Source organism: Agrobacterium sp. 16-2014-1-2a (assembly GCF_053522705.1).
The window spans coordinates 1,446,433-1,464,633 of record NZ_JBNWBX010000001.1; the positions used below are offsets into that span (position 1 = coordinate 1,446,433).

The 18,201-nt window shown below is 59.2% G+C and carries 16 protein-coding genes and 1 tRNA gene; 1 reads left to right on the forward strand and 16 read right to left on the reverse strand.

The features are described 5' to 3' along the window. The first annotated feature begins 2 nt into the window (after positions 1–2). Complete coding sequence (locus ACQZ45_RS07220; protein ID WP_113291241.1) at positions 3–872, forward strand: ornithine carbamoyltransferase; 870 nt, start codon at positions 3–5, stop codon at positions 870–872. 16 nt (positions 873–888) lie between these two features. Here ACQZ45_RS07220 and ACQZ45_RS07225 read toward each other — a convergent pair whose 3' ends face one another. The 16 genes from ACQZ45_RS07225 to ACQZ45_RS07300 form a co-directional block, all read right to left on the reverse strand. Further along, positions 889–1,617 (reverse strand): esterase family protein, encoded by a 729-nt coding sequence (locus ACQZ45_RS07225; RefSeq protein ID WP_113291242.1) that lies wholly within the window; start codon positions 1,615–1,617, stop codon positions 889–891. Further along, a complete protein-coding gene (locus ACQZ45_RS07230) occupies positions 1,614–2,579 on the reverse strand; it encodes an acetylxylan esterase (RefSeq protein WP_113291293.1) in 966 nt (321 codons plus the stop codon). The genes ACQZ45_RS07225 and ACQZ45_RS07230 overlap by 4 nt, the downstream gene beginning before the upstream one ends. Before the next feature lie 124 nt (positions 2,580–2,703). Continuing rightward, entirely contained in the window at positions 2,704–3,630 is a 927-nt protein-coding gene (locus ACQZ45_RS07235) for a carbohydrate kinase family protein (RefSeq protein ID WP_003514875.1), read from the reverse strand. Positions 3,631–3,727: 97 nt separating this feature from the next. After that, positions 3,728–4,426, reverse strand: a complete 699-nt coding sequence (locus tag ACQZ45_RS07240; RefSeq protein ID WP_003514873.1) for an orotate phosphoribosyltransferase — start codon at positions 4,424–4,426, stop codon at positions 3,728–3,730. 65 nt (positions 4,427–4,491) lie between these two features. After that, positions 4,492–5,529 carry a dihydroorotase gene (gene pyrC, locus ACQZ45_RS07245; RefSeq protein ID WP_013635404.1) on the reverse strand — a complete coding sequence of 346 codons (1,038 nt, stop codon included), beginning with the start codon at positions 5,527–5,529 and terminating at the stop codon, positions 4,492–4,494. 113 nt (positions 5,530–5,642) lie between these two features. Further along, on the reverse strand, positions 5,643–6,680 hold the full coding sequence (locus ACQZ45_RS07250; RefSeq protein ID WP_038489725.1) for a 4-hydroxyproline epimerase: 1,038 nt from the start codon (positions 6,678–6,680) through the stop codon (positions 5,643–5,645). A 128-nt stretch (positions 6,681–6,808) separates the two neighbouring features. Further along, complete coding sequence (locus ACQZ45_RS07255) at positions 6,809–8,131, reverse strand: alpha/beta hydrolase (protein ID WP_013635402.1); 1,323 nt, start codon at positions 8,129–8,131, stop codon at positions 6,809–6,811. Positions 8,132–8,320: 189 nt separating this feature from the next. After that, positions 8,321–9,817, reverse strand: a complete 1,497-nt coding sequence (locus ACQZ45_RS07260; protein WP_113291243.1) for an acetyl-CoA hydrolase/transferase family protein — start codon at positions 9,815–9,817, stop codon at positions 8,321–8,323. A 277-nt stretch (positions 9,818–10,094) separates the two neighbouring features. Continuing rightward, positions 10,095–10,895 (reverse strand): phosphodiesterase, encoded by an 801-nt coding sequence (locus tag ACQZ45_RS07265; protein ID WP_113291294.1) that lies wholly within the window; start codon positions 10,893–10,895, stop codon positions 10,095–10,097. Between the two features lie 65 nt (positions 10,896–10,960). Continuing rightward, on the reverse strand, positions 10,961–12,253 hold the full coding sequence (locus ACQZ45_RS07270; RefSeq protein WP_113291244.1) for an ABC transporter substrate-binding protein: 1,293 nt from the start codon (positions 12,251–12,253) through the stop codon (positions 10,961–10,963). Positions 12,254–12,295: 42 nt separating this feature from the next. Then, positions 12,296–13,117 carry a carbohydrate ABC transporter permease gene (locus ACQZ45_RS07275; RefSeq protein ID WP_113291245.1) on the reverse strand — a complete coding sequence of 274 codons (822 nt, stop codon included), beginning with the start codon at positions 13,115–13,117 and terminating at the stop codon, positions 12,296–12,298. Then, positions 13,117–14,043 carry a carbohydrate ABC transporter permease gene (locus ACQZ45_RS07280; RefSeq protein WP_013635398.1) on the reverse strand — a complete coding sequence of 309 codons (927 nt, stop codon included), beginning with the start codon at positions 14,041–14,043 and terminating at the stop codon, positions 13,117–13,119. The genes ACQZ45_RS07275 and ACQZ45_RS07280 overlap by 1 nt, the downstream gene beginning before the upstream one ends. Beyond that, positions 14,040–15,185 carry an ABC transporter ATP-binding protein gene (locus ACQZ45_RS07285; RefSeq protein ID WP_013635397.1) on the reverse strand — a complete coding sequence of 382 codons (1,146 nt, stop codon included), beginning with the start codon at positions 15,183–15,185 and terminating at the stop codon, positions 14,040–14,042. Before ACQZ45_RS07285 ends, ACQZ45_RS07280 begins: the two co-directional genes overlap by 4 nt. A gap of 217 nt (positions 15,186–15,402) precedes the next feature. Continuing rightward, positions 15,403–16,215 (reverse strand): class I SAM-dependent methyltransferase, encoded by an 813-nt coding sequence (locus ACQZ45_RS07290; protein WP_113291246.1) that lies wholly within the window; start codon positions 16,213–16,215, stop codon positions 15,403–15,405. Positions 16,216–16,389: 174 nt separating this feature from the next. Then, positions 16,390–16,466 (reverse strand) — tRNA-Arg (locus ACQZ45_RS07295). Between the two features lie 217 nt (positions 16,467–16,683). Then, complete coding sequence (locus ACQZ45_RS07300; protein WP_162736144.1) at positions 16,684–18,102, reverse strand: sensor histidine kinase; 1,419 nt, start codon at positions 18,100–18,102, stop codon at positions 16,684–16,686. Positions 18,103–18,201 lie beyond the last annotated feature (99 nt).

Genomic DNA, 18,201 nt, shown 5'->3' on the forward strand with positions numbered 1-18,201 from the left:
ATATGGCACTGCGGCAAGGCAAGGATTTTCTGGCGTTTCATGACCTGCCTGAAGATGCGGTGCTGTCGATCATAGACCGTGCAGGCAGTCTGGCGCAGGACTGGTCAAAGGGCACGATGCCGCAGCTGCTCAAGGGAAAACGCATCGGGCTGATCGTCGACGATACCGGTTGGCGCAACACCGCTGCCTTCGATCTCGGCATTCAGGCCATGGGCGGTGTTTGTGTCACCGTCCCGATCAGCTTTAATGGCCGCGAAGAAATTGCCGACCTGGCGGGCTATCTCGACAACTGGTTCGATCTAGTCATTATCCGCACGAAAGAACTCTCGACCCTCCGGGTGCTTGCGGGCGAAATGCGCGCATCCGTCATCAACGCGCGGACCAAGTCCAATCATCCCTGCGAGACGCTTGGCGATCTTGCCCACATCAAAAGCTTGAGAGGCCGGGTCGACGGTCTCAAGATCGTCGGCGTCGCGCCGGATGCCAATATTTTGCGCTCGTGGGTCGAGGCCTCGATTTCCCTGCCAATTCAGGTCACACAAGTTTACCCCGAACAATGGCACGTCACCGATGCTGCGCTTATCAACCCGAATTTCCGGGCCAGCTCTGATATGGCGGAGTTGCTGGACGCGGATGTGGTCATTACCGATTCCTGGCCCGCCGGTTCGGATCATATCCCGATCGAGTACCGCATATCCGCATCCCTTCTCGACAGGATGCAGCCCGAGGTGATCTTTTTACCCTGCCCACCGGTCGCCCGTGGTCAGGAAGTGACGGCAGACGCAATGACCCATCCGGCCTGTCAAAGCCGGCCCGCAAAGGCATTTCTTCTGCACGCGCAGAATGCCCTGATGGAATTTCTCCTCGCCTGAGGCGGCGCCGGTCGCCTCAGATATACAGCGCCGCCATCTTGCGCCAGGCGCCTGCACGATGAGCACGTCCCTCCCAGACATGCAACTGATGCCCTATGTGCTTGTCATTAAGAACCCGGCTCAGGTGATGGTTGTTGTCCAAAAACGGATCGGCATCGCCGATGGTGAAAACCATGTCGATGCGGCGGAGGTTTTCAAGCCGCCAGCCGCAGGCGAGGTCCGGCAGAAAGTGGCTCGGCATGTGGAAATAGACATCGTCATCGTAGTAACCGTCGAACAGATCGCCGAAGGATTCCACCTTCATCGTCAGATCGTAGCGGCCGGAAAAGGCGACGAGCTTGCGGAAAAGATGTGGGTGACGAAAGACGAGGCTGGCGGCCTGAAACGCGCCGAGACTGCAGCCCTGCACGATGGTATCACCATGCGGGTTTTTCTCAGCCATCAGCGGCAGCACTTCATTGAGAATATAATCTTCGAAGGCGGCATGGCGGCGAATGCGCTCGGCCGGGTGATTATAGGCCGCATAAAAGGTCTCTTTGGCCAGCCCCTCGATACAATAGAGCTGAAGATGACCGGCCTCCACTTTATCGGCCAGACTGTCGACAAGGCCAAGTTCCTCATATTCGAAGAAGCGCCCGTCGCGTGTGGGAAACATCAGCACCTTGGCGCCAGAATGACCGAATATCAACAGCTCCATATCACGATGAAGCCTTTGACTATACCAGCGGAGATATTCGCGTTTCATGGCACCTTGAAAAACTGTCTGACCTTGTCCCTGTGGACCGCATCTTGGGATGCACTGTCAGCGTATTCGAAATGTCCCGCGTCTAGGATGAAGATTTCATTAAATTTTGAGAACGGCAGGGCATTGGCAACCGCAAACTGGCACGGCGGCGCCACCGCCGGATCGAACAGGGCGGGCGCGACCAGCATCGGCACTTTTATGCGGGAAGCCGCAGAAGCGGCATCGAACAGACGCAGCATTTCCAGCACATTGGCATGGGTCTTCTGATAGGTCTGGACCGCATCCGCGCTGCCGACGGTCGGCAGCGTCAGCCAGAACGGCCGGTGTCCGAATGTCGGTACGACCAGATGGCCCCGGTCGATGCGCGCATCATATGGTATCGCCAAAGCCCCAATCCCGCCCCCGAAGCTGATGCCGCTGTAGCCCACCTTCCCTTCCAGCCATGGATAGAGCGTGACGAGCGTGGAGACGGCGATCCACAGATCATCGACACAGCCACCGATGATGTAGTCGTCTTTTCTGTCGATGTTGTAGAGGACATGAAGGGCCGGGTCGGACGAAATCGGCGGACAGGCGCTTAGCGAAAGCCCGCGAAAACAGGGAAACAGCACGGCCGTTTCTTCCACCGGCACGTCGAAATCGGGCTCTCCCCGCCCGCCATAACCATGGCCGACAACAAGTCCGCGCCGCACCTGTCCTTTGCGCGGCAGAAGCATCCATCCACCGATGCGGAAGCCGCCGGTGGATGTGTATGAGATATCGAGAACATGCCAGCGGGGATGGCTGAGTTTGCTCTTGCGCAGCACCGGTCGCGGATCCGTGGCCAGCGCGTGGCGATAACGCTTCTTCCAGAAATCATCAAAGCCCGGCGGCGCCTCAGGCGGGATAATGGCCAGCAACTGCTCGCGCCGCATGCCATAGGTCGGGTCGAAATCGAAAGGATGGGTTGTTGGAACGCTCATGCGATGCTTGTTTCGTGAAAGACCGGCCGACACAAGCTTCTTGATATCCAAATATCGATTTTTTACGACCCCGGCCCAGGCAGGAGTGATGAACCGCCTTTTCAAAACGGTTCAACCATATCCTTTACAATCCGATTTCATGCGCGAAGGGCGGATTTGCGCCAGCTCGCGAGACGGTCACCGCAGCAGCCTTTGCGCCGAGCGCCAAAGCCTTTCTGATCTGCTCTTCCGTCAGCGAAGCGACCTGCGCCTTCGTCAGAAGCCCCTGCATTTTCAGCGAGGCGAGAATGCCGGCGTCGAAGGTGTCGCCCGCGCCGACGGTATCGACGACCTCCACCCGCTCGGAAGCCACTTCCACCTTGAAATTGGCGGTGTAACCGACCGCACCCTTGGCGCCACGGGTGACGACGACCAGTTTCGCGCCGTGATGCAGCCAGTGGCGAGCGAGCGTGTCCTCGTCACCTTCCAGACCGAACCACTCGAGGTCTTCGTCAGAGAATTTCACGATATCAGACATGGCAGCCATACGACGGATGCGGGCCATATGCGACTGCTTGTCCTTGATGAAACCGGGGCGGATATTCGGATCGAGGGAGATGACTCGGCTTTGATGCTCGCGCACCATAAGCGCCTCATAGGTGCTGCCGCAGGGTTCCGGAATGAGGCTGATCGCGCCGAAATGCAGCGCCTCGCAATCGGCGCCCAAGGCCGGAAGCTCGGCCTCGGTGATCATCCGGCCGGCAGTGTTTTCGTCATAAAAGGCGTAGGTGGCATGGCCATCGACGAGCTTGACGAAGGCGATGGTGGTCGGGCGCGAAAGTGTTGCGCAATAGCTGAAATCCACGTTGCTCGCCCGCAGGGTTGTCCGCAGGATATCGCCCATCATGTCATCGGAAAGACCCGTGAAGAACGCGGACGGGACGCCGAGACGCCCGAGCGCAATGGCCGTGTTGAAGACTGCTCCGCCTGCATAGGGGGCAAAACCCGCCTCACCCAGCGTCGTCTGCCGGGGCAGCATGTCGATCAGGGCTTCACCACAACACAGGATCATTACGGTCCTCCTCAAACAGCAAATCAAATGGACTTAAATCGATTTAGACGAAGATCGATCGGAAGGCCAGCCACAAGCTGGCTGGCCGCATCCGAAATTAAGATTGCGGCAATTCGCTGACGCCGCCGCGCTTTGCAGACCATGGCAACGGGTTATCGAGGAAGGCCTCGACCTCCGACAGGGTCTTTTCGTCGAACAGCTTTTCAGCCCGGGCAACAGCCAGAACATCGCGCCAGGTCGTGAGATAATGCAGCTTGACATTGCCATTGGCGAAGCGCGCTTCGGCCTGTTCGAAAATGCCGTAATAGAAGAGCGCAATACCGTGATCGACAATGCCGCCTGCCGCGCGGATGGCGTCGATGAAGGTGAACATCGAGCCGCCGGCCGTCGTCAGGTCCTCAATGACGAGCACGCGCGCGCCTTCCGGCATATGGCCTTCGATCTGGGCGTTGCGGCCATGGCCCTTTGGCTTCTTGCGGCAATAGATCATCGGCAGGCCAAGACGCTCAGCAAGGAAAGCCGCGAAGGGAATGCCCGCCGTTTCACCGCCCGCGACACAGTCAAATTTCTCGAAACCGGCCTCGCGCATAACCGCCGCTGCCGCAAAATCCATTGCCGCAGAGCGAATGCGCGGGAAGGAAATGAGCTTGCGCATGTCGATATAAACAGGGCTCTTCATGCCCGACGCGAAGGTGTACGGGCTTTCCGAATTGAAGTGGACCGCCTTGATTTCCCACAACATCTTCGCAACCAGTTCTGCAACGACAGTGCGGTCAGTGAATGTGAAATGGTTCATAGGCGTTCTCCTTTTTCGGCCTTCATAACAAAACCGCCGGCAGTGCCGGCGGTCATTAAAAAAAATCAGCTCACGTCCCAATGAAGCGGGAACATCGGATCAAATACGGTCACCGGCCCGGCGCCCGTCTCGATCTTGGCGGGAAACGACACCGGCTCATCGCGCTTCACCAGCGTGATCGTCTCCTCATTTGGCGCCAACCCGTACCAGGCTGGGCCGTTGAGGGAAGCGAAGGCTTCCAGCTTGTCGAGAGCGTTTTCCTGCTCGAAGACATGCGCAAGACAGCTCATGGTGTTGATCGAGGTATATATGCCGGCGCAGCCGCAGGCGCATTCCTTCAGCGGATCGACATGCGGGGCGGAATCGGTGCCGAGGAAGAAGCGGGCATCACCCGAAATCGCGGCCGCACGGAGTGCCAACCGGTGCTCCTCGCGCTTTGCGACGGGCAGGCAGTAATAATGCGGCTTGATACCGCCGACCAGAATGGCGTTGCGGTTGATGATGAGATGGTGAGTGGTGATGGAACCGGCGAGATTGGCCTTGGACGACTTGATGTAGTCCACGCCATCGCGGGTGGTAATGTGCTCCATCGTCACCTTGAGCTCAGGCAGGCGCTGGCGCAGCGGCTCCAGAACCGTGTCGATGAAGGCTTTCTCGCGGTCGAAAATATCGACCTCCGGCGTCGTCACCTCGCCATGCACGCAAAGCGGCAGGCCGATCTTCGCCATGCGTTCCAGAACCGGCATCGCCTTGTTGAAGTCGCGCACGCCGCCGTGGGAATTGGTGGTCGCGCCGGCCGGATAGAGCTTCACGGCGGTGATAAGGCCACTTTTCTTGCCCTCTTCCACGTCGTCGGCCTGCGTGTCCTCGGTGAGATAAAGCGTCATCAGCGGCTCGAAACGGTCGCCCGCAGGAATGGCCTTGACGATGCGTTCGCGATAGGCGCGGGCATCGGCGCAGGTGACTACCGGTGGCACGAGGTTCGGCATGATGATTGCGCGGGCGAAATGGCGGCTCGTATCCCCGATCACGCCTTCCAGCATGGCGCCATCGCGCAGATGCAGATGCCAGTCATCAGGGCGGCGAAGGGTGAGCGACTTCATCGGGATACCTCGGAGCATGACGGAATTGGCGCCCGCTTAGCATCTTTCGTCACAGGAAAACAGCCGCCGAGAGGCATCGGGCGGCTGTAAATGTCATTTTTTTGAAGCGAGCCTCAGATGCCGCCCGCTTCGGGACCCCACACATCCGTCATGGCAAAGCCGTCCGCAAAGGGATCGAAGGGGTCAAGGCCGACCTGGTGCAGCCCGAAGGTGAAACCGCGCCCGGCAATGGTGGGAATGACCGCCGGACGACCTGCCACTTCGGTGACGGCGGAAAGGCCGACATCGAATTCCGAACCGATGATCGAACGGGATTTGTATTCGTCTCCCACCTTCACCTTGCCGCGCGCGTAAAGCGTTGCAAGATTGGCGGAGTTGCCGGTGCCGCAGGGCGAGCGATCCGCCCGGCCAGGCCACATGGTGGTGCAGGTGCGGATGGAACCATCGGCATCCACATCGCGGAACATCACATAGGCCACGCCTGATATGGCGGGGATTTCGGGATGCACGACCGTCATTTCACTGTTGACGAGGTCCTTGAGGATCATGCCCGCAGCAACCAGTTTCGCTGCATTGGCCTTTTCGATGGTCAGGCCGATCTGGCGCACATCGACCAGCGCGTAAAAGATGCCGCCATAGGAAATATCCATCGTCACCTTGCCCCATTCGGGCGTGTCGATGGTCACATCCAGCTCATGCACGAAGGACGGCACCATGGTCAGCTTGACCTTTTCGCAGCGCCCGTCGCGGCAGGTGGCGGTGGCCTTGACCAGACCGGCGGCCGTTTCCAGAATGACGACCGTTTCCGGCTCCTGCATCTCCACCATGCCGCTTTCCAGAAGTGCTGTCGTCGCGCAGATGGAATTGGAGCCGGAACTGGCATGCGCCTGATCCGGCTGGAGAATGACGAAGGCTGTATGGGCATCCGGGTGCTTCGGCGGCAGCAGAAGATTGACTGACCCCATGGGCGTGCCACGCGGCTCCAGCGTCAGAAAGCGGCGCAGGGCTTCCCCTTTTGGATCGGTATTCATCCAGTTAAGCTGCTCGGCCACGGTGTTGCCGGGAATTTTCGGCGCGCCGCCGGTGACGACACGGCCGATTTCGCCTTCGCAATGAACATCGAGAAGCTGCAGGGTGCGTTTCCAACGCATGGGATCTTACTCCGGAAGTTGAGCTGTTGACCGGACCATATAGGTAAAAATACAAGCTGTATACAAATCTGCGCGAGCTGGATGGCGAAAATCGTTTATGGTTTTCGCCATCCACTTCTCATCGTGATCTAGCGATTTCGGCACTCCGCCCGGTTACGATTGGCGGCGGCGTCGCAATTCACTCTCGAAGACTGAACTGCCTGATCGTCCACTACGGAGCCGGCCGTATCACCAACCGATCCGACGGTGTTTTCAACAGAGCGGCCGAGCCTCTCCACCTGCCTGCCGTAATTTTCACGCGTGCGCGGATCGAACACCGCAATGGGCGCGCTGACCACGACGCTTGCCGCCGTTCCGACAGTTTGCGCGGCACCGATGCTGACCGCGCCCAGCGCCTCCCCCAGACCGACATCGGAATCCGTCACAGTCTGGCCGGCAATGAGGCGGTCGCCGATCAGGCGCACGACTTCAGGGCTTTCTGCAAATTTGCCGTGGTTCAACCGGTCACCGGATTGCAGCTTGGTCAGATCGAGTACAGTGATGCCGGCCTTTTCCAGCTGGCTGCGATAGGGTTCGACGGAAGGGTCGATCTGGCCCAGACGGTCGACATTGCCGGAAATGCGGCGCGACAGGCTGAGCGCACGGTCATCCTGCGAGACGAACAGGGTGAATTTCGGCGGCGCCTTGCCGAAGCTGGCGAACTGCCGGCTGAACACGTCCACATCGAGATCTGGTGCTGCCAGAATGACATTGCTGATCTTCGGATCGACGCGGCCGTTGCGGATGGCCATCTGGCGCAGCGCCTCCACGGCAAGCCATGTGCCCATGGAATGCGCCATGACCGTGACCTCGCCGATCGACTTGTCCTTTGCCAGACGGGTCAGCATTTCCTCAAGCGCATCGCGCGAGTAATTGGTGCTTTCCTTGTCGTAATTATAGTCGAAAATACTCGCCCGTGACGGCCATGTGAAAACCACAGGCACGACATCCGAGCCGGAATCATAGACGATCTGCGCAAAGCGATAGACCGATTCCTCGTAACGATTGTTGAAACCGTGCACGAAGACCAGAACGCGGCGGTCCTTATGGATATGTTTGCTGATCCAGCTTTTCGTCTCCGCTTCGGAACGAACAGGCTCAACCGCCACCGTGGTGAAATCCTTCAGAGGGTTAGGCGGCAGCTTCTTCGGCCACTGCACCTGCCCGACCTTGCGGTTGGCCTTGGGCGGAATGGAGATGGTGACGGCATCGACCTTCAAGCCGGTTCCGCGTTCGCCGCCGAAAAGCACGGCTGCATTGTCCGAGGGAGCTCGCGTGGTGGCGACCAGGAGATTGACGGGCGTGGTTCCCGCCACGGTCTGCCCTGTTGGCGTCATGACCCCGATGGGACGCCCCCCGCAGCCAGCGAGCAGGGCAACAATCGCGATTATGGCTACGAAGCGGATTGGCATCACATCACTCTCCTGCAACCCAAAGGCAGCCGGATAGCGGCCAGAGGACAGGAATTTCTACCGGAGGCGGAACTGCCGCGCCAGCAACCATCGTGCAAGCGCGGAGATTTCCGCGCCGGTGTGTCCAAACAGACCCAATTTCCCCGCCTTGCGGAGCCGCGAGACGTGATTGTGACGTGCAGGCGAGTTCTATCGCTGCGGCAGCATTGTGCCCCTTTCGCGAAGGGCATTGTGCCAGGACAGCGCCTCTTCAATGAGGTGCGGCGTATGTCCGCCGCGTGCCACCGCTCGCTGGAAATAGTCCGTCAGGGCATCGCGATAGTGGGGGTGCACGCAATTTGCGATAATGACCGCAGCGCGCTCACGCGGGGCAAGGCCGCGCAGATCGGCCAACCCGATTTCCGTGACCAGAATATCCACATCATGTTCGGTATGGTCGACATGGCTGACCATCGGCACGACGCTGGAGATGGCGCCGCCCTTGGCAATCGACTTGGTGACGAAGATGGACATATAGGCGTTGCGGGCAAAATCCCCCGAGCCGCCAATGCCGTTCATCATGTGAGTGCCACCGACATGAGTGGAATTGACGTTGCCATAAATATCGAATTCCAGCGCGGTGTTGATGCCGATGATGCCGAGGCGGCGGATGACCTCCGGGTGATTGCTGACCTCCTGCGGACGCAGGATCAGCCTGCTCTTGTAATCGGCCAGTCGCGGCATGACCCGTTCGTTCATGGCAGAGGAGAGCGTGATCGATGAACCGGAAGCGAAAGTCAGCTTGCCCGCGTCGAAAAGCTCGAAGGTCGAATCCTGCAGAACTTCCGAATACATTTTGAGATCGTGAAACGGCGTATCGATGAAACCGTGCATGACGGCATTGGCGATGGTGCCGATACCGGCCTGCAACGGCTGGAGTTCGTGGGTCATGCGGCCATGACGGACCTCATTCAGCAGGAATTCGGTGAGATGGCCAGCAATCGCCTTGGTCTCGTCATCAGGTGGCAGCACCGTCGAAAAACTGTCGCTCTTGTCGCTCAGGACGATTGCGGCGATTTTTTCCGGCGGCACCGGAATGAACGGCAGACCGACGCGACTGTCCGTTGCCACCACGGGAATGGGCATGCGGGTCGGGCGTTTTGCGGGGATGAAAATATCATGCAACCCCTCGAGAACGTCGGGTTGCGACAGATTGATCTCAACGATGACCTTTTCAGCCAGAATGGCAAAGCTCGCCGAATTACCAACGGATGTGGTGGGCACGATACCGCCGTCCGCCGTAATCGCAACCGCCTCGATGATGGCCACATCCACACCGTGGATCTGGCCGCCGCGCAATTGCTCGACCGTTTCAGAAAGGTGCTGGTCGATGAACATCACCTTGCCGTCATTGATCGCCTTGCGCAAAGCGGGGTCGGACTGAAACGGCATACGGCGCGCCAGCATGCCCGCCTCCACCATGGTCTTGTCGAGATCATTGCCAAGCGATGCACCGGTCATCAGGGTAATCTTCATCGGGTGCGTCTTAGCACGCTCGGCCAGCGCCAGCGGTACCGCCTTTGCTTCGCCGGCCCGCGTAAAGCCGCTCATGCCCACCGTCATGCCATCCTGAATGAGGCGGGCAGCCTCTTCGGCGCTGACGATCCTGTTCAAGAGGGACGCGTTGCGGATACGCTTTTCAAGCATGCACTTCTCCATGATCTGCATTCCAGATGGCGCATCACGTGGCGGGCCACCTTACCAGTGACTATGGCGCGGAGTTTCAACGATGAAACTGACATAGATCAAGGGTGTGAACGGGACCATGGCTTTGATCCATCAAATCTGATCGACAGACCGCAAGTGGCGCATCGGCGCGACAGGCTGCGGGGCGATCGCAGCATCGCAGCCGACCGCAACCGCTGATGAGGCGTATGGATCGCCTCATTACATACCGGGGGGTTGCCTCAGCTATTGCCCGCAATCAGGGGCCTTCGCATGCGGAGGCCTGACCCAGCACGACCTGCCCTACTTCGACATCATAGGCACGCATGCCGAATGTACCGAGGCTGATCACCCGGTAACAGGGGTTGCCGCCGGTCCACAGGGGATCGACAACCTCGATATCGGTGATGAAGCGATGCGCGCAGGCCTGGCCGGAACTATAGGCGATGCCTTCGGCACTGGTGCCCGCCATCGGAACGTGGATATGGCCAAAAACAATATGGCGCACGCCGGCCGGATGTCTGCCTAGACGCTGCATAACCGCGCCGTCATCATGCATGCCGATGTTTTCGAAATGCCGGATACCGCAATCCATTGGCGGGTGGTGAACGAAAACCGTCACGGGAAGGTCGCCAGCGCCTTCAAGCGCCTTGTCCAGCCATGTCAGGCGATCCGCACCGTACATGCCGCCGATGACATCGGCCTCGTGGCTGTCGAGAAACAGCAGCCGGCCGAAATCGGTATCGATGAAAGACTGGATATAGCCGTTTTCATCCCGTGGCTGTTCGGGAAAGGCCGCCACGAATTCCGGACGGCGGTCGTGATTGCCGAGCATCAGCCGCACGGGCAAGGACACGGACGCCAAAATGTCGCGAAGGAGTTCATAGGCCTCCGGCTCGCCGTAATTGCAAAGATCGCCCGTCATCACCAGAAGGTCGGCGTCTGCGTGTTTTTCGACGATATCTGATATCGCCGCGCGCAACTGCTTCTCGGGATCCACGCCGTTTATCGCGATGCCTGGCGGCAAAAGATGGGTGTCTGTAATCTGGATGATCTTCATTGTCGGTCTCTCTGCATAAAATGGCTGCGGGAATGTGGTTCCCGCAGCCTTTTCCATGGTGTCGCTTACTTCAGCAGGGCGTTGGTCTGCTCGACGATCTGCTTGAGACCAGCTTCCGGCGACACTTCACCGCGCATGACGGTGCCGATGATATCGCGCTGGGTGCGCCAGATGCGGACGGAATCGCCACCGGGATAACCGGCCCACGGCAGAGAACGATCGGCCTGCAGCGAAGCTGTCTTCACATTCGGGTTCTCGGCGTAATAGGGAGCCAGGAAGTCAGCGCCGGTTGCCAGCTTGTTGGTCGGCAGGTAGCCGGTGATGCGCACGATGGTGTTCTGCGCCTCGGGGCCGGTGATCCACTTCAGATACTTCCAGGCAGCATCCTGCTTGGCTTTTTCCTGCGTCAGAATAACGGCAGAGTTGCCGCCCGTCGGCACGCCGCCCTTTTCCTTGTTGTCGAGCGGGAAGGTTGCCGTCTTCAGCTTGAAGCGGTCACCAACCAGGCCGGTGATGGTCTGAACGTGGGCGGGCGTCGAGAAGATGAAGCCGGTAAGGCCTGCACCGAACTGCTGGCGCGACTGGTCCCAGTCGAGCAGGTTCTGGCCACCTTCGGTGACGAACTGGCGGGTCATCTTCAGGGCGTTGAGGCCGATCTCGTTGTCGAACGCAACGGTCTTGGTCTTTTCGTCAACGAGCTTGCCGCCCTGTTCGAAAACAAGCGCCTGCCACAACCAGTCATCCGGCCAGCCATTGATGTCGTAGCTCATGCCCGCAAACTTCGGGTCGAGTGCCTTGATCTTCTTGGCGAGAGCGATCAGCTCCGGGAAGGTCGTCGGCACCTTGTCCGGGTCGCCGCCAGCCTTGGTGACGAGGTCGGAGTTGATGTAGATGATCGGCGAGGAAGCGTTGACCGGCAGGCCGTACTGCTTGCCGTCGATCTGGCCGAGAGCTGCCATCTTCGGGCTGTAGTTCTTGTCGAGGAAGGCCTGACCGCCTTCAGCCTGGATGAAGGGGCTAAGATCGGTGATCTGGTTGCGCGGTGCGAGCGTGTGCACCAGTTCCGCCGTCAGGTTGTAACCCGAGAAATAAACATCGGGCAGATTGCCGGTGACGGCGGAGCGCAGAACTTGCTGCTGGCCTTCATTGTAGCCTGCGGCCGGAGCGAGGAAGTTGATCTTCACATCCGGGTTCTTCTTCATGAATTCATCGGCCAGCGGCTGATGGAATTTCGTGAAACCCGGCAGGTTGTAGAGAACGTTCAGCGTGATTTCGTTGGCAAGAACCGGCGTTGCGAGGCCTGCAAAGGCCACGCCGAGTGCCAGACCGCCCATCAGAGCGCGTCGGTTGATTTTCATGTCATTCTCCAAAATGGGTTGGGAGGAGGAGTTCGAACGACGTCACTTGACGCCGGTCATGGTAATACCGGCGATGAAATGCCGCCGTGCGAGGAGGAAGCACAGCACCATTGGCGCGGTAATCAGTGTTGCGCCCGCCATCAGGGCACCGTAATTGGCGCCGGATTCGACATCCGCAAAAAGCATCATGCCGAGCGGCGGCGGGGCGAGATTGGTGTCGGAGACCACGATCATCGGCCAATAAAGGTCGTTCCAGTGGGCGACGAGCGAGAAGATCGAGAAAGCCGCGAGCGAAGGCAGCGAGCCGCGCAGCACCAGTCCCCAACAAATCTCCATTTCCGAAAAACCATCCATGCGGGCCGCTTCGATGATTTCATCCGGGTAGCTGCGGAAGGACTGGTTGAACAGGAAGATGGCGAAGACCGACAGGAAGAACGGCATCATCATCGCGAAATAGGTGTTCAGCAGTTCCGTCTTCGCCAAACCGACGAAAAGCGGCAGGGCAAGTGCCTGAATTGGCACGCAGAGTGCCGCGATGATGAGACCCAGCAGCAGCTTGCGACCCGGAAACCTGAGCTTCGCCAGCGCATAGGCCGCCGGCACCGATGTCAGGACCTGTACGACGAGGATACCGACGCAGACGATGACGCCGTTCAGCATGAAACGTGCCATCGGCACCTGGCTCGCTGCGCGGGTATAGTTTTCGGCGGCATCGAATTTCGCCGGGATCGGCCAGAGCGAGACGTCGAATATTTCCGCAGGCGAGCGGATCGACGTCAACATCATCCAGTAGAACGGCAGGAGCATCACGAAAGCGCCGAGTGCCAGCACGAGATGCGGGAAGTATTTGCGGAGCGCGGCCATCAGTAGTGCACCTTCCGGTCCATATGCAGCGTCTGGCCGATCGAGAGGATCAACACGATAGCGAGGAAGATCACCGTCAGCGCGGCGGCATAACCGGTGTTGGAATATTCGAACCCTTCAAGATAGAGATCGAAAAGCAGGGTTTCGGAACCGAAGCGGCCCTTGGTCAGCACGGCAACCGTCTCGAACACCTTGAAGGCCGAGATCGAGGTGGTGACCACCACGAACATCGTCGTCGGCCCCAGCATCGGCCAAGTCACCGTCAGAAACCGGTCAATCGGGTTTTTAGCGCCGTCCAGTCTCGATGCCTCGTGCAGATCCTTCGAAATGGCGGTGAGGCCGGCGAGGAACAGCACCATGTTGAAGCCCAGAACCTGCCAGACACCCATCAGCGCCATGGTGGGAATGAGCAGGACCGGGTTGGAGAGGAACGCGACGGGCTCGAAGCCGAACCACTTGATCGCCGCATTCACCGGGCCAAGCGACGGATGCAGCAGAAATTGCCACACGGTCGCCATGGCGACGAGCGTTGCGGTGACGGGCAGGAAATAAGCGACTTCCCAGAATGCACGGCTGCGCTTGCGATTATAAACGAGCAAAGCCACGCCGAGCGCCAGGAACACGCCGAAGGGAATGACGATGACCGCATAAATGGCGGTATTCGCCAGCGCGCGCAGGAAGACCGGGTCGTGGAAAGCCTTCACGAAATTGTCGAGACCCACAAAGCGGGTGGAGAGTGCGCCGAGCTTGTAATCTGTGACGGAAAAACCGGCCAGAACGAATATCGGAACGATATAGATCGCCAAAAGCAGCAGACTTGCCGGTGCCGCGAACATCAGGCCACGCCATATCATCCGCCGGTCCGCCTTCGAGAGGCGCGGGCGAGACTTTGCGCCCGTGGCCGAGGAAAAATCAACCGCCGTCATGCCGGCACCATTTCACGCACCGTCGTCTTGCGACGCAGGCCGTCCGCGGCAAAAAGATGCACGCGCTCCGGCGCAAAGCCGAGGTTCATCACACCGTTCTCATCGGCGCCCAACACCTCGCCCGCGGCCTGACGCAGGGTAATGGCGACGGTTTCATCGCTCAGAAGACGGCAGTTCACGAAACGGTCCGCGCCATGGGTTTCGCTGCGGGTCACCCGCACCGCGAAGCCTTCCGCACCCGGGCGCAGATCCTCGGCGCGAAGGCCAAGCGTCGCCGGGCCGGCATCACGACCAGAAGCCTCGACGCCAAGATCGCGGCCGAAAGCCGTGACCTTACCTCCAGCATGGATTTCCACCGGCAGCAGGTTGATCGACGGCGTGCCAATGAAGCGCGCAACCGTCAGTGTCGCCGGTTTCCGGTAAAGCTCGTCCGGCGTGCCCAGTTGCTCGATACGACCTTCCGACATCAGCGCGATGCGGTCCGACATTGTCATCGCTTCGATCTGGTCATGGGTGACGTAGATAAACGTCGCGCCCAACCGCCGGTGCAGCCCGGCAAGCTCCTCGCGCATGTGGGCGCGAAGCTTTGCATCTAGGTTGGAGAGTGGTTCGTCCATGAGGAATGCGGCAGGCGAGCGCACCAGTGCCCGGGCCAGAGCCACGCGCTGGCGCTGGCCGCCTGAAAGCTGGGCCGGCTTGCGGTCCAACAGATGCGCGATCTGCAGGGTCTCGGCCGCCTGTTCGACGGCAGCATCGATCTGGCGCAAAGTTTCGGCAGGCGCCGCAAATCTTCCGATCAGCGGCAAGCGTGCAGCAAGCGGCAGACGTCGCATTCGAAGCGGCGTCGCAATGTTCTGGCGCACGCTCATATGCGGATAAAGCGCGTAGGATTGAAACACCATCGCCAGATTGCGGTCACTTGGATCGATCTCCGTCACATCCTGACCGCCGATCGTCACCGAACCGCGATCCGGCGTTTCCAGCCCCGCGATGATGCGCAGCAGCGTTGACTTGCCGCAGCCGGACATGCCGACGAGGGACAAAAATTCTCCGGGGCGGATGGAGAGATCGATCTCTTTCAGAACATCGTCAGCTCCAAAGCCTTTTCCGATACCCGAAAGTTCAAGTGATTGTGGCGTCATTCTGCGCTCCTTTTCTGGAGCGCATATGCTTATATTGTATGACAATATGACGAAGGTTTGCAGAAAGTTCCGTGACACTGAAAAGCCCGGCAATCCCGGCTCATCGCCACGCCTTGCGATGCCGACCTTCACAAAAAACCGCTAATATCAGGGGGCAGTTCGACTATCCGAGCTCGACGCTTGTTCACCGGCCCTGCGCGCCTCGCGGGCCCGGTTTCTAAACGGCTGCAAGAATCACATGAGCCTGAATTTTGGCGACGACTTCGTCGCTGCCATAGCGCGCTTCAATGGCGGATGCGGCGCAGTCCGTTGCGGCTTCAAGTTTTCCCGGCGCTCTGGCTTCGATTTCGGTCCGGAGAACGGTTCCCTGACAATAGGCGATGGCAGGAATGCGCGGTGACGATGCACGGCTTTGCGCCGCTATCGTCTCGATCACCACCCGAGAGAAGCCGGCAGTTTCCAGCTCACCACGAATCAATGTCGTATCGTGGTAGCCGTGCGGGGTGCGGACCATGAAGCGCGGCGGATCGTCGGGAAACAGGCTTGCAAGGGCGTTCGTCACCTCATTCGCGAGATGATTCTCCTCGATGCGGTCCCATACGTTGAATAAATAATGGCCGCCGGGCTTCAGCACCCTCTTCGCTTCGCGATAGGCAGACGGGCGGTCGGGAAAAAACATCGCACCGAACTGGCAGATAACGAGATCGAAAGCAGCATTTTCGAACGGCAGCGCCTGAGCGTCGGCTTGGCGCCACTGGATGCGATTGTCGGGCACCTGGCGCGACGCCGCAAAGTCAAGCATCGGCTGGTTGAGGTCTGTCACGACATAGTTTGCCGCGGGCGGTAATCCTGGTGCCAGTTCACGCGTGACAACCCCGGTACCTGCGGCGATTTCCAGAACATTGATCGGTGTCAACGCCGCCGCCCGCCGTGCCAGATCGCGGGCGAATGGCTCGAAAATCAACGGCACCATATAGCGGTCGTAGTTTTCCGGAATAGAGCCGGCAAAAACCTTGTCCGTTTCCAACATAGCTTCCACCCTGCGGTCAGCTGATGACCCCGGAACTTTAGCACATATACGGGAAATTCGGAATCTGTTCGGCCACGTGGGTTTTACGGATATGCCAACGGTGCCGATATTCTATCGACACGACAAACAGCTTTAGGCAAAGGCAGTATCATAGTATTTTTGTGGGAAGAGAAATGGCGCACCCGAAGAGATTCGAACTCCTGACCCCCAGATTCGTAGTCTGGTGCTCTATCCAGCTGAGCTACGGGTGCGTGCCGTTCCGGTCATTTCCGGTGGCGTGGCGATCCTCTAAAACGTCCTCATTCCGATTGCAAGCGATTTCGTTTCGAAATTGTCATTTTTCCGCAGCAATTCATGTATCTTATTGATTATACTAGAAATTCCATCAAGGGCATTTTTGAGTGGCCATATGGGGCGCATATTCCGGGAGGTGCGGCGATTGTGCAGGACCTTCTTCAGGCGAAGTGATCAGGCGGTCCGAGCGGCGTGTACGGAGGCGGCGCGGTCGGCGATCTCGATGCGAAACTGCGTACCGGGACCGGGTTTTTCGACAAGCGCTATCGTGCCGCCATGGGCAAGCACAAGTTCCCGCGCAATCACGAGGCCGAGACCGGTGCCGCCGGAGCGAGCCGATCCCCTGAAGGCGGAAAACAGGTTCTCTTTCGCCTTGCGCGGCATTCCCGGCCCGTTGTCGTCTATCACGATGCTGACGACGTTGCCGGCCCTCTGGGCTGCAATCGACAGATGCCGAGGCGACGCGTTCGCCGTGTCGGATTGCAGTGCCTGAACGGCGTTGCGACAGAGATTGTGGATCACCCGGAAAAGCTGCTCGGCATCCGCATCGACGGTGAGATCGGGCGGCACGCTATCGTGAAACTCGATGCCGCTTTCCGGATCGAGCGCCAGAATGTCACGCACATCCCGCACCAGAAGACTTAACTGCACCGTCTTGCGTTTCGGCGCGCCCTCCGTCGCCTGCCCGTAGGCCAGAACCTCGGTTGTATAGGATACGGCGCGGTCGATCGTGCGCAGCAGTTTCGGCGCAAAGCTCCTGACCATCGGATCGTTGGCGTCCACCAGCCGGTCCGACATAAGCTGTGCGGATGACAGGATATTGCGCATGTCGTGGTTGATCTTCGAAACCGCCAGACCGAGATCCACGAGGTTTTTCTGTTGCCGCAGGGTTTTCTGCAACTCCGTCTGCATATCGGCCAGGTGACGGCCCGCGACGGACAGCTCGTCGCTTCCCTCCTCCGGCACGAAAATCCGCTCGGGATTGCCCGGTTCCTCGGAAAAACGCTGCATGCCGAGCGTCAGGCGACGTATGGGCCGGATCATGATGCGGTTGATGGAAACGAAGATGAGACCGGCGGTGACAAGCGACAGGACAATGGAGATCAGGAAAACATTGCGGGCATAAGCCAGCATCGCCGCCCGTAGTTTGTTTTCACCCAGCACGAGTTCAATGATGGTGTCGCTGTCTCCGACCACATCGAAAACGCGGATGACGCGATTGCCACCAAACAGCAATGTGGAGAAGGCATCCCGCACCGCTGCCAGTTGCGAGACATCGGAAAGATCATATTGCTCATCGACCCCAGGTGGCGTTTCTGCCACGGCAAGCAGGCGCGATGTGCCATCCTTGCGCAGCGCAATCAGCTTCGCCCCGGTGGCCATCAGCGTGTCGTTCTGCACGCTCCGCGGCAATTCGGCCTGCAAGCCATCGATCACCGCGCCGGCTGCTGCCGCCGTGTTCAGACGGTCCCGCAGCCATGAAAGACGCATATTGGCGACCGAAGGCACGAAGATCAGCACTTCGGCAATCATCACGAAAATAACGGTGAGCAACAGCAGGCGCCCGGAAAGCCCCCCGGTCAATCCCGGCATGCAGTGCACCGGATTGTCTTCCGTGCCGTCCAAGCTGTTTACGCCTTTAGAAAACACCGGGCCCTGATCCTGTATGCGCGCCGCCGCTTCGGTGGAACG